Source organism: Corynebacterium sp. USCH3, assembly GCF_037619475.1.
Lineage (GTDB): Bacteria > Actinomycetota > Actinomycetes > Mycobacteriales > Mycobacteriaceae > Corynebacterium.
In genome coordinates, this window is record NZ_JAQPZT010000001.1 from 524,012 (window position 1) to 536,495 (window position 12,484).

Here is a 12,484-nt window from a genome sequence, read left to right on the forward strand (position 1 = left end):
AGACCCCATGCCCTCCGACGGCCTCGCCGACATCTCCCTCACCCGTGACTCCGGTGCGGGCTACCGGATCGCCGTGATCACCGCGTCCTGGAACGCCGAGATCACCGACCGGCTGCACGACCACGCCATGTCTGCACTGCGCGACACCGGTGCCTACGTGGGCCAGTGGCGCGTCGCCGGGGCCGTCGAGCTGCCGGTCGTCGCCGCGGAGGCGGCGAAGAAGTTCGACGCCGTCGTCGCCAACGGGTGCGTGATCCGCGGGGAGACCGCCCACTTCGACCACGTCTGCAACGCGGTGACCTACGGGCTGACCCGCGTGTCACTGGACTCCGGCAAACCGGTCGGCAACGGCGTGCTCACCGTGGAGAACCAGGCGCAGGCCGTCGCCCGTGCCGGTGGCGACGGTGCGGTGGAGGACAAGGGCGCCGATGCCGCCCGCGCCGCCCTGCACTCCCTGCTGGTGCTGCGCGACATCCGCTCGGCGAGGTAGTGCCCCGCACGGGGCGTTCGGTTTCCAGTTTCGTCGTCGTCGAACCGCAGGGGTAGGCTGGTGAGCCGTGAGCAGCTCTGAATCAGTGTCCAAGACCGCCGTGTCCGACGGAGCAGACCAGGCACCCCAGGGCAGGAAGAACCGGCAGGGGGAGTGGCTGCTGACCGTCACCTCCACCAGCCTGCGCTGGTGGGCGGTCATCGGCGCGGTGGTGGTGATGGCCGTGCACATCTTCATGGCGGTCGTCTCCGGGGTGGGGGACACCGGGGCCACCGTCAGCGCCGTTGACCAGTGGGCGTTCATCGGCATCGGGATGATCATCTCCGGCGTCGTCCTGATGCTGCTGCGCCCCCGGGTGCGCGTCAACGAGGACGGCGTCGAGGTCCGCAACATCTTCGGCGCCCAGTTCTACCGCTGGTCGATCATCCACGGGCTCTCCTTCCCCCGCAACGCCCGCTGGGCGCGGCTGGAGCTGCCGGACTTCGAGTTCGTCCCTATGATGGCCTTCCAGGTCGCCGACAAGTCCACGATCGCATCGAAGGTGGAGGACTTCCGCGTCCTGGAGGACCGTTACATGCCCGACGAGTAGGAGGGTAGGCTTCGAGTCCATGGCCGACCCCGCCTCCTACCGCCCCGCCCCCGGAACGATCCCCACCAGCCCGGGGGTCTACACGTTCCGTGACTCCGACGACCGCGTCATCTACGTCGGCAAGGCGAAGAACCTGCGGAGCAGGCTGTCCAACTACTTCCAGGACCCCGGGCACCTCGAGCCACGTATCCGCACCATGGTGCACACCGCCGACCACGTGCAGTGGACCGTGGTGGCCAGTGAGATCGAGGCACTGAACCTCGAGTACACCTGGATCAAGAAGTTCGCCCCCCGGTTCAACGTGATGTACCGGGACGACAAGACCTACCCCATGCTCGCGGTGAGCGTGAAGGAGAGGTTCCCCCGGGCGTTCCTCTACCGGGGCCCGCGCAAAAAGGGCGTGCGCTACTTCGGGCCGTACCCCAAGGCCTGGGCGATCCGGGACACCCTGGAGTCCCTGACCCGCGTCTTCCCGGTACGCACCTGCACCGCCGGGGTGTACCGCCGACATGAACAGCTGGGACGTCCGTGCCTGCTCGGCTACATCGACCGCTGCTCGGCACCGTGTGTCGGCCGGATCTCGTCGTCGGAGCACATGGAGCTGGTCGACGGGTTCTGCTCCTTCCTCGCCGGCGGCAACACCGACCGGGTGATCCGTGACGTCCGCGGTGAGATGACCGACGCGGCCGAGAACCTCGACTTCGAACGCGCCGCCTCCCTGCGCGACCAGCTCGGGGCGATGGAGAAGACCGTGGAGAAGCAGTCCGTGGTCTTCTCCGACGACACCGACGCCGACCTCGTCGCCGTGGCCAGCGACGAACTGGAGGCTGCCGTGCAGGTCTTCCACGTGCGCGGTGGACGTATCCGCGGCCAGCGCGGCTGGGTCGTGGAGAAGAAGGCCTCCACCGACGACAGCATCGACGGTGCTACCCACGGCTCCGGCAGTGCCGACGGCGCCGACGGCGCAGGTGACGCCGGTGACACCACCTGGCCCACCCTGCTGGAGGACTTCCTCACCCAGTTCTACGGCGAGAACGCCGAACTGGCCAACGCCACCGAGTCCGCGGTGGGCGGGAACTCCCGCGTCAGCGAACCCGACGGCGTGACCCTGGAGCCGGTGCCCCGCGAGATCCTCGTGCCGGTGCTGCCGACCAACCGTGACCGGCTCACCGACTGGCTCACCGTCCTGCGCGGGGCACGGGTGACCCTGCGCGTGCCCCAGCGCGGCGACAAACGCTCGCTCATGGAGACCGCCACCACCAACGCCACCCAGGCCCTGCGCCAGCACAAGATCGCCCGCGCCGGTGACCTCACCACCCGCTCGGCCGCGCTGCAGGAACTGCAGGAGGCCCTGTGGATGGACGATTCGCCGCTGCGCATCGAGTGCACCGACATCTCCCACATCCAGGGCACCGACGTCGTCGCCAGCCTGGTCGTGTTCGAGGACGGACTACCGCGGAAGTCCGACTACCGCCGGTACCGCATCCGGGAGGCCGCCGGTGACGGACACTCCGACGACGTCGCCTCGATCGCCGAGGTCGTCCGACGACGCTTCAAACGCCACCACAAGGACCGCACCGCCGTGCCCGAGGGGGACGACGGCGGCGACCTGCTCGACGGCGAGGTCACCGTGGAGCAGGCCGAGGCCGGGTCGAGGAAGTTCGCCTACCCGCCGCAGCTCTTCGTGGTCGACGGCGGCAAGCCGCAGGTCAATGCCGCCCAGGAGGTCCTCGACGAGCTCGGGGTCACCGACGTGACCCTGGTGGGGGTGGCCAAACGCCTCGAGGAACTGTGGGTGCCCGGCGACGAGTACCCGGTGATCCTGCCCCGCAACTCGCAGGCGCTGTACCTCATCCAGCAGCTGCGCGACGAGGCGCACCGCTTCGCGATCACCTTCCACCGCGCCAGCCGCGGCAAGAGGATGACCCGTTCCGCCCTCGACGAGGTCAGGGGACTGGGCCCGAAGCGGCGGGCCGAACTGGTGAAGACCTTCGGCTCGGTGGCCAAGGTCCGTGAGGCCGGTGTGGAGGGAATATCGCAGGTGCCGGGCTTCGGACCGGCGCTCGCCGAAGCGGTCATCGACGCCCTGACGCAACCGGAGGGTTCGGTCTAGAATCGTGGCATGAACGATGCCACCCGAGACACGGGAACGCGACCTGACCAGCAGGAGGCGTCGCTGGTCCTCATCACCGGGATGTCGGGTGCCGGCCGTAAGGAGGCCGCCACCGTCCTGGAGGAGCTGGGCTGGTACGTCGCCGACAACCTCCCGCCGGAGCTGATCATGCGCATGGTCGAGCTCAGCTTCGAGTCCGACTCCCCGGTGGAACGCCTGGCCGTGGTCACCGACGTGCGCTCCCGCGACTTCGTCGGTTCACTCACCGAGGTGCTCTCCAGTCTGCACGACTCCGGCCGGCGCCCCGTGGTGCTCTACCTCGACGCCGACGACCGCACCCTCATCCGCCGCTACGGCCGCGTCCGGCGCACCCACCCGCTGCAGGGCAGTGAGACCCTGCAGGCCGGCATCGACCGGGAACGCGAGATGATGGAGGGCATCCGGCAGCGCGCCGACCTCGTCGTCGACACCTCGGGCACGAGCGTGCACGACCTGCGGCGTAACCTCGAAGGCTACTTCGAGGCCCTGTCGGACCGGCGGGAGCATATCACCGTGCAGTCCTTCGGCTTCAAGAACGGTGCCCCGCGCGACGTCGACATCATGATGGACGCCCGGTTCCTGCCGAACCCGCACTGGGAGGAGGAGCTGCGCGACTACAGTGGGCTGGACACCCCCGTCGCCGACTTCGTCCTGTCCCGTCCGGAGGCGACGGAGTACCTCGACCTGCTGGAACAGATCGTGACCACCGCTCTGCCCGGCTACCGGCGGGAGGGCAAGCGGTTCATCACCCTGGCCATCGGCTGCACCGGCGGCCAGCACCGCAGCCCGGCGGTGGCCGAGGCCATCGCCGCCCGCCTCGCGGCCAACCCGGACCTCGACGTCCGCACGATCCACCGAGACCTCGAACCCGGACGACCCGGGCGGACCAGCGCCGGTAAGGGAGCCACCGCATGAGCGAGACGACACCCGATCCCACCGACCCCACCGACGTCCCCCTCGGACGTATCACCGCGCTCGGCGGGGGCCACGGCCTGTTCGCCACCCTGCGCTCGGCACGGGCGGCGGCCGACTACGTCACCGCCGTCGTCACCGTCGCCGACGACGGCGGCTCCTCGGGGCGGATGCGCCGCGAACTCGGATCCCTGCCGCCGGGCGACCTGCGCATGGCCCTGGCCGCGCTGGTCCGCGACACCCCCCGCGGCCACCTGTGGGAGCGTACCCTCCAACACCGCTTCTCCGGCCACGGCGCACTGGCCGGCCACGCGGTGGGCAACCTGGTGCTCACCGGGCTCTCCGAGGTCCTGGGCTCCAGTATCGAGGCCCTCGACGAACTCAGCGACCTGCTCGGCATCCGCGGGCGCGTCCTGCCCATGTCCCCGGAGCCGCTCGACCTGGAGGCCGAGGTCCAGGGCATCGGCGACGACCCGCGTGAGGTCAACTCCGTCCGTGGCCAGGTGGCCGTCGCCTCCACGCTGGGGCAGGTGCGCCGGGTCCGGCTGATCCCGCAGAACCCCGAGGCCTCGCCCGAGGCCGTCCAGGCGATCCTCGACGCCGACCTGGTCACCCTCGGCCCGGGGTCGTGGTTCTCCTCGGTGATCCCGCACCTGCTGATGCCCGGCATCGTCGAGGCGCTGGCCGAGACCACCGCCACCCGTGCGGTGATCATGAACCTCGTCGCCGAACCGGGGGAGACCAGCGGGTTCTCCATGGAGCGGCACATCCACATGCTGCTGCAGCACTGTCCCAGCCTCACCGTCGACGTCGTCGTCGTCGACACCTCCGTCCTGCTGCCCGGCAATGAACGCCGCCACATGGAACGCGCCGCCGCCCGGCTGGGCGCCACCGTGCTCTACCGCGACGTGCGGGAGGACGACGACCGCGGCCGGTGGACCGACCGGCACTCCTCGGAGAAGCTCGCCGCGGTGCTGCGCGAGCTCGCCGACTGGGAACGTCCCACCACCGCCACGGTAGGATCACCCGGTACACACGACGAGCCGGGGCACCCGGAGGAAAGGGGCGACAGCCACAGTGGCACTGACGTCTGAGGTGAAGGATGAGCTGGCCAGGGTCACCGAGACCCGCCCGGAGGTCATGACCGCCGAGGTCTCCGGCCTGCTGCGTTACTGCGCGGGCCTGCACCTGGTGGCCGGGCAGATCGTCGTGGAGGCGGAGGTCGACAGCGGTGCCACCGCCCGACGGGTCTCCCGCGTCGTCGAGGAGCTCTTCGACCTCACCGCCGAACTGCAGGTCGTCGGGGGAGGCAACCTACGCAACTCCTCCCGCTACGTCCTGCGCTGGGCGCACGGCGGCACCGAGCTGGCCCGACGCACCGGTCTGATCGACCGCGCGGGACGCCCCGTGCGCGGACTGCCGCCGTACATCATCGGCGGGACCGCCGACCAGTGCACCGCGGCGTGGCGGGGCGCGTTCCTGGCCCGTGGCTCGCTGACCGAGCCGGGCCGCTCGTCCTCACTGGAGGTCACCACCCCCGGCAACGAGGCCGCACTCGCCCTGGTGGGGGCGGCCCGACGGATCGGGGTCACCGCGAAGACCAAGGAGACCCGCGGGGTGATCCGGGTGGTCATCCGCGACGGCGAGACCATCGGCGACCTGCTCACCCGGATGGGGGCGCAGCGCACCCGCCTGGACTGGGAGGAGCAGCGCATGCGCCGCGAGGTGCGCGCCACCGCCAACCGGCTGGCCAACTTCGACGACGCCAACCTGCGCCGCTCCGCCCGCGCCGCAGTCGTCGCCGCGGCCCGGGTGGACCGTGCCCTGACCATCCTCGGCGACGACGTCCCCGACCATCTGGTGCAGGCCGGTACCTTGCGCGTGCAGCACCGCCAGGCGTCCCTGGAGGAGCTGGGCCAGCTCGCCGAGCCGCAGATGACCAAGGACGCCGTCGCCGGCCGGATCCGCCGCCTGCTCACCATGGCCGACCAGCGTGCCACCGAGCTCGGCATGCCCGACACCCACGCCGCCGTGACCGACGACATCTTCGACCTCGACGATATCGACGCTCCCGGCGAGGGGGCCGACGGCGGCGATAAGCGGATCACCTCGTCCGACCCCGGCGGCGAATAGGCCCCCGGCACCCTGCCCGATTCCGCGGTAGTCTGGACAACGGCAACTCACCACTCATCGAGAACAGGAGCTTCATCGTGACGGTACGGGTAGGAATCAACGGGTTCGGCAGGATCGGCCGGAACTTCTTCCGCGCTCTCCGCGAAAGCGGCGCAGACCTCGAGGTCGTCGCCTTCAACGACCTCACCGACAACAAGACCCTGGCCAACCTGCTGAAGTACGACTCCATCCTGGGGCGTCTGGACGCCGAGGTCAGCTACGACGACGAGTCCATCACCGTGGACGGCAAGCGCATCGTCGTCACCGCCGAGCGTGACCCGCAGAACCTCACGTGGGGCGAGCTGGACGTCGACATCGTCATCGAGTCCACCGGTTTCTTCACCGACGCGAACGCCGCCAAGGCGCACATCGACGCCGGCGCGAAGAAGGTCATCATCTCCGCCCCCGCGAAGAACGAGGACGCCACCTTCGTCGTCGGTGTCAACCACACCGACTACGACCCGGCGAACCACGCGATCATCTCCAACGCCTCGTGCACGACCAACTGCCTCGCACCGATGGCCAAGGTGCTCGACGAGGAGTTCGGCATCGTCAAGGGCCTGATGACCACCATCCACGCCTACACCGGCGACCAGCGCCTGCACGACGCCCCCCACTCGGACCTGCGTCGCGCCCGCGCCGCGGCCCTGAACATCGTGCCGACCTCCACCGGTGCAGCCAAGGCCGTGTCCCTGGTGCTCCCGCAGCTCAAGGGCAAGCTCGACGGCTACGCACTGCGCGTGCCGGTGCCCACCGGTTCGGTCACGGACCTGACGTTCGAGGCCTCCTCCGAGGTCACCGTCGACCAGGTGAACGCCGCGATCAAGAAGCACGCCGAGGGTGAGCTCAAGGGTGTGCTGGCCTACTCCGACGGTGAGCCGCTGGTCTCCACCGACATCGTCGGCGACTCGCACTCCTCGATCTTCGACTCCGGGCTGACCAAGGTCATCGGCAACCAGGTCAAGGTCGTCTCCTGGTACGACAACGAGTGGGGCTACTCCCGCCGCCTGGTCGATCTCGCCGCCTACGTCGGCGAGCGGCTCTAGGACCGTCCAGTAGTCTGGTAGACGTACCGGCCGGTTCCACCGGTCCCACGGCGGGTCGGCACATGCCGACCCGCCGTCACCCTGTCAGCAGTGTGTCCGTACTTTTGTCCGTACTTTCTTGTTTTCGCACCCCAGGAGACTGAACCCATGACCGTGAAGACCATCGACGACCTCCTCGCCGACGGCGTCGAGGGACGGCACGTCCTCGTCCGCGCCGACCTGAACGTCCCGCTCAAGGACGGTGACATCACCGACCCCGGCCGCATCGACGCCTCCGTCCCGACGCTGCGCCGCCTGATCGACGCCGGCGCCCGCGTGATCGTCACCGCCCACCTCGGCCGCCCGAAGGGCGAGGCCAACCCCGAGTTCTCCCTGGCACCGGTCGCCGAGGCACTGGCCGAGCGTCTCGACCAGTGGGTGCCCCTGGCGCAGGACGTCACCGGCGAGGACGCCCACGAGCGTGCCAACGGCCTCAACGACGGCGACATCCTCCTGCTGGAGAACGTACGCTTCGACGCCCGGGAAACCTCCAAGGACGACGCCGAGCGCCAGGCCTTCGCCAGTGAGCTCGCCGCCCTCACCGGCGACAACGGCGCCTTCGTCTCCGACGGCTTCGGCGTGGTGCACCGCCGCCAGGCGTCCGTCTACGATGTGGCGGCGCTGCTGCCGCACTACGCCGGCGGCCTGGTCCAGTCCGAACTCGAGGTGCTCAAGACCGTCTCCGAGAACCCGTCGCAGCCCTACGCCGTGGTGCTGGGCGGCTCGAAGGTCTCCGACAAGCTCGGTGTCATCGAGGCGCTCGCACCCAAGGTCGACACCCTGATCATCGGTGGCGGCATGTGCTTCACCTTCCTCGCCGCGCAGGGCCACTCCGTGGGCACCTCGCTGCTGCAGGAGGACATGATCGACACCTGCCGCGACCTGCTGTCCCGCTTCGGTGACGTCATCTCCCTGCCCTCCGACGTCGTCGTCGCCCCCGAGTTCGCCGCGGACGCTCCGGCCACCACCGTCGCCGCCGACGCCATCCCCGACGGCCAGATGGGTCTCGACATCGGACCGGACTCCGTCGCCGCCTTCGCCGACACCCTCGGTGCCGCGAAGACCGTGTTCTGGAACGGCCCGATGGGCGTCTTCGAGTTCCCCGCCTTCGCCGACGGCACCAGGGGAGTGGCCGAGGCCATCATCTCCGCGACCGGCGCCGGGACCTTCTCCGTCGTCGGTGGCGGTGACTCCGCCGCCGCCGTGCGCACCCTCGGCCTCGACGAGGACGGCTTCAGCCACATCTCCACCGGTGGCGGCGCCTCCCTCGAGTTCCTCGAGGGCAAGGAACTGCCCGGTATCACCGTTCTCGAGAACTGAGGAGCACCCACCATGTCACGTACCCCCCTGATCGCCGGCAACTGGAAGATGAACCTCAACCACCTGGAGGCCATCCAGGTGGTCCAGAAGTTCGCCTTCGCCCTGCCCAAGGACTACTACGAGCACGTCGACGTCGCCGTGATCCCGCCGTTCACCGACATCCGCAGCGTGCAGACCGTCGTCGACGGCGAGAAGATCCCGCTGACCTACGGTGCCCAGGACGTCTCCGTCCACGAGTCCGGCGCCTACACCGGTGAGGTCTCCGCCGCGATGCTCGCCAAACTCGGCTGCAGCTGGGCAGTCGTCGGGCACTCGGAGCGTCGTCAGTACCACGGGGAGGACGACGCCACCGTCGCCGCGAAGGCCAAGGCCGCCCTCGACTCCGGTCTCGCCCCGATCGTGTGCGTCGGCGAGCCCCTGGAGGTCCGCGAGTCCGGTGAGCACGTCAGCTACGTCGTCGACCAGACCCGCGCCTCGCTGGAGGGCCTGTCCACCGACGAGCTCGGCCGCGTCGTCATCGCCTACGAGCCGGTGTGGGCCATCGGCACCGGCAAGGTCGCCTCCGCCGCCGACGCCCAGGAGGTCTGCGCGGCGATCCGTGGACTCGTCGCCGAGCTGGCCGATCAGACGATCGCCGACGGCATGCGCATCCTCTACGGTGGCTCGGTGAAGACCGACTCCGTCGCCGAGATCGTCGGCCAGCCCGACGTCGACGGCGGGCTCGTCGGAGGCGCCAGCCTCGACGGCGAGGATTTCGCACGCCTGTGCGCTGCCGCTGCGAAGGCCGGCAGCTAGAGGCACAATGGGGGAATGACTTCCCCCCGCGATGATTCTGACTCGACGGTGCCCGGCACCGCCATCCCCGTCGTCCCGCCCGTCCGCGACGAGCCGGAGATCGTCCCCGGGCTGCGCCAGGACCTGCGGTACCTCGGCGCGATCCTCGGCGACGTCATCCGGGAGCAGGAGGGGGAGGACGTCCTCGAGCTCGTCGAGGACACCCGCAGAGCCGCGTTCAGCGTCCGGCACGGCGACGGCAACCTCTCCGACCTCGCCGACCGGCTCCGGGACCTTCCGGCGGAGCGGTCCCTCCCGCTGATCCGCGCGTTCTCCCACTTCGCTCTGCTGGCCAACCTTGCCGAGGACCTCCACGAGGAACGCCTGCGTGAGCGTCTCGCCGACGAGGGCGAGCCCCCGCACCGGGCGACGTTGCAGGCCACCTGGCAGTTCCTCGACGAGGGTGGGGTGACCGCCGACGACGTGTCCGCGGTGATGGACTCCGCCTACGTCGCCCCCGTACTCACCGCCCACCCCACCGAGACCCGTCGCCGCACCGTCTTCGACGTGCAGTGGGACATCACCCGGTTGATGCGCAACCGTGGGCGCATCCTCACCGCCGGCCGGACCGCCCGCAGCGACGAACGCCTCGCCGGCATCGACCGCAACATCCGTCGTCGTGTCACGATCCTGTGGCAGACCGCACTGATCCGCTCGGTCCGGCCCCGCATCGAGGACGAGATCAACGTCGGACTGCGCTACTTCACCATCAGCCTGCTGCAGGAGATCCCGCAGATCAACCAGCGGGTCACCCGCGAGCTGCGGGAACGGTACGGCGCCGACGTCCCGTCGACCCCGGTGGTGCGCCCCGGCAGCTGGATCGGCGGCGACCACGACGGCAACCCCTTCGTCACCGGGGACACCGTCGACTACGCGACCTCCCGGGCCGCCCAGACCGTCTTCGACTGGTACCTCGGCCAACTCCACGACCTCGAGCACGAGCTCAGTCTCTCCAGCCGGCTCACCAGCGTCACCCCGGAGCTCGACGAACTCGCCGGGAAGGGGCACAACGACGTGCCGTCCCGCGTCGACGAACCCTACCGACGCGCCGTCCACGGCATCCGCGGGCGGATCGCCGCGACCGCCGGCGCCCGGCTCAGCGACATCGTCCACCCGGACACCGACCCCCTCGGACCGCATCAGCCCTACGCCGACGCCACCGACTTCCTCACCGACCTGCACACCGTGGACGCGTCACTGCGCGCCAGCGCCGACGACCTGATCGCCGACCACCGGCTGGCGACCGTCATCGCCGCCGCCCGCTCCTTCGGCTTCCACCTCAGCAGCCTCGACCTGCGGCAGAACTCCGAGAGCTTCGAGAGCATCCTCACCGAGATGTTCACCCACGCCGGCGTCACCGACCACGGCGCCGACTACGCCACCCTCGACGAACAGGACCGCGTCGAGCTGCTGACCCGGGAGCTGCAGTCGCCACGCCCGCTCACCGACCCGCGGGCGCGCTGGAGCGAGGCGACGGAACGTGAACTGGGGATCTTCCGGGCCGCCGCAGACGCCGTCGACCGGCTGGGTCCCGAGGCCGTGCCCCACTGCATCATCTCCATGGCGTCCAGCGTCTCCGACATCCTCGAACCGATGATCCTGCTCAAGGAGGTCGGCCTCATCGACGTCACCGACGGGGTGGTCACCGGCGGGGTCGACGTGATCCCCCTGTTCGAGACCATCGACGACCTCGCCCACGGGGCCGCGGTCATGGCTGACCTGTGGGGACACCGGTTCTACCGCGACTACGTGACCCGACGGGGCGGGGTCCAGGAGATCATGCTCGGCTACTCCGACTCCAACAAGGACGGCGGCTACTTCGCGGCGAACTGGGGCCTCTACGACGCCGAACTCTCGCTCGTCGCCGCCGCCCGCGAGGCCGGGGTGGGTCTGCGGCTGTTCCACGGCCGTGGCGGCACCGTCGGTCGTGGCGGCGGGCCGAGCCACGAGGCGATCCTCGCCCAGCCCGACGGCGCGGTGCAGGGCAGCGTCCGGATCACCGAGCAGGGGGAGATCATCTCCGCGAAGTACGGTGTGCCGTCCGTCGCCCGGCGTAACCTCGAGGCCCTGGTGTCGGCGACGCTGGAGGCGAGTCTGCTGCCCGTCGACCGCACCGACGACCCCGACCGGGCCTACGCGGCCATGCGGGAGATCGCCGAGCTCTCACGGTCGGCCTACTCCTCGCTGATGCACGAGGACGACGGCTTCATCGACTACTTCACCTCCTCGACACCGCTGGCGGAGATCGGCAACCTCAACATCGGCTCACGGCCCAGTTCGCGCAAGCAGACCAGCAGCATCGCCGACCTCCGGGCCATCCCGTGGGTGCTGTCCTGGTCGCAGTCACGCATCATGCTGCCGGGGTGGTTCGGGGTCGGCTCGGCCCTGCGGGACTGGATCGCCGCCGGGGACGGCGCGGAAGGCACAGGCGGTACAGACGGTACAGACCGGCTGGAGTACCTGCGTGAGCTGCACCGCACCTGGCCGTTCTTCCGCTCGGTGCTGTCGAACATGGCGCAGGTGATGGCCAAGGCCGACCTGTCCGTGGCGAAGCTCTACTCACAGCTGGTGCCGGACGCCGACGACGCCGGGCGCATCTACGACACCATCGTCGACGAGTTCCACCTGACCCTGCAGATGTGCCTGGACATCACCGGCCAGGACAGTCTGCTCGCGGACAACCCGGCACTGGCGCTGTCCGTGCGCAACCGGTTCCCGTACCTGCTGCCGCTCAACCTGCTCCAGCTGGAACTGCTGCGCCGCTACCGTGCCGGGGACCGCAGCGAGGACGTCCTCGACGGCATCCGGTTGACGATGAACGGGCTGGCGACCGGACTGCGCAACTCCGGGTAGTGTCGCGGGTGTCCCGGACACCCGAGTTGGGCTATGATGGTGTGGTTATCGCATGGACCCGACCGACGTAAGGCAGT

Annotated in this window: 10 protein-coding genes; all 10 read left to right on the top strand. The window is 69.8% G+C overall.

Translation table 11 applies throughout. From position 1 onward, the window contains the following. Positions 1-7: 7 nt before the first annotated feature. The 10 genes from ribH to ppc all read left to right on the top strand — a co-directional run bounded on the left by ribH (position 8) and on the right by ppc (position 12,407). Positions 8-490 (top strand): 6,7-dimethyl-8-ribityllumazine synthase, encoded by a 483-nt coding sequence (gene ribH / locus PQI66_RS02470; RefSeq protein WP_339995744.1) that lies wholly within the window; start codon positions 8-10, stop codon positions 488-490. Between the two features lie 67 nt (positions 491-557). Beyond that, positions 558-1,079: a PH domain-containing protein gene (locus PQI66_RS02475; RefSeq protein WP_445227980.1), complete on the top strand. Its 522-nt coding sequence runs from the start codon at positions 558-560 to the stop codon at positions 1,077-1,079. A gap of 19 nt (positions 1,080-1,098) precedes the next feature. Next, positions 1,099-3,192 carry an excinuclease ABC subunit UvrC gene (gene uvrC, locus PQI66_RS02480; RefSeq protein WP_339995746.1) on the top strand — a complete coding sequence of 698 codons (2,094 nt, stop codon included), beginning with the start codon at positions 1,099-1,101 and terminating at the stop codon, positions 3,190-3,192. 9 nt (positions 3,193-3,201) lie between these two features. Continuing rightward, positions 3,202-4,146: an RNase adapter RapZ gene (gene rapZ / locus PQI66_RS02485; RefSeq protein ID WP_339995748.1), complete on the top strand. Its 945-nt coding sequence runs from the start codon at positions 3,202-3,204 to the stop codon at positions 4,144-4,146. Further along, a complete protein-coding gene (locus tag PQI66_RS02490) occupies positions 4,143-5,237 on the top strand; it encodes a gluconeogenesis factor YvcK family protein (protein WP_339995750.1) in 1,095 nt (364 codons plus the stop codon). The genes rapZ and PQI66_RS02490 overlap by 4 nt, the downstream gene beginning before the upstream one ends. After that, on the top strand, positions 5,221-6,276 hold the full coding sequence (gene whiA, locus PQI66_RS02495) for a DNA-binding protein WhiA (protein WP_339995752.1): 1,056 nt from the start codon (positions 5,221-5,223) through the stop codon (positions 6,274-6,276). The genes PQI66_RS02490 and whiA overlap by 17 nt, the downstream gene beginning before the upstream one ends. 77 nt (positions 6,277-6,353) lie before the next feature. Further along, positions 6,354-7,361: a type I glyceraldehyde-3-phosphate dehydrogenase gene (gap, locus tag PQI66_RS02500; protein WP_339995754.1), complete on the top strand. Its 1,008-nt coding sequence runs from the start codon at positions 6,354-6,356 to the stop codon at positions 7,359-7,361. 147 nt (positions 7,362-7,508) lie between these two features. Next, complete coding sequence (locus tag PQI66_RS02505; protein ID WP_339995755.1) at positions 7,509-8,720, top strand: phosphoglycerate kinase; 1,212 nt, start codon at positions 7,509-7,511, stop codon at positions 8,718-8,720. Positions 8,721-8,732: 12 nt separating this feature from the next. Continuing rightward, positions 8,733-9,515, top strand: coding sequence for a triose-phosphate isomerase (gene tpiA, locus PQI66_RS02510; RefSeq protein ID WP_339995757.1), 783 nt, complete (start codon positions 8,733-8,735; stop codon positions 9,513-9,515). Between the two features lie 99 nt (positions 9,516-9,614). Then, positions 9,615-12,407, top strand: coding sequence for a phosphoenolpyruvate carboxylase (gene ppc, locus PQI66_RS02515; protein ID WP_339996006.1), 2,793 nt, complete (start codon positions 9,615-9,617; stop codon positions 12,405-12,407). Positions 12,408-12,484 lie beyond the last annotated feature (77 nt).

Excerpts from the sequence above, each read along its gene's own strand:
- PQI66_RS02490 (WP_339995750.1), top strand. The coding sequence starts at position 4,143 with ATGAGCGAGACGACACCCGATCCCACCGACCCCACCGACGTCCCCCTC.
- PQI66_RS02505 (WP_339995755.1), top strand. The coding sequence starts at position 7,509 with ATGACCGTGAAGACCATCGACGACCTCCTCGCCGACGGCGTCGAGGGA.
- rapZ (WP_339995748.1), top strand. The coding sequence starts at position 3,202 with ATGAACGATGCCACCCGAGACACGGGAACGCGACCTGACCAGCAGGAG.
- ribH (WP_339995744.1), top strand. The coding sequence starts at position 8 with ATGCCCTCCGACGGCCTCGCCGACATCTCCCTCACCCGTGACTCCGGT.
- tpiA (WP_339995757.1), top strand. The coding sequence starts at position 8,733 with ATGTCACGTACCCCCCTGATCGCCGGCAACTGGAAGATGAACCTCAAC.
- uvrC (WP_339995746.1), top strand. The coding sequence starts at position 1,099 with ATGGCCGACCCCGCCTCCTACCGCCCCGCCCCCGGAACGATCCCCACC.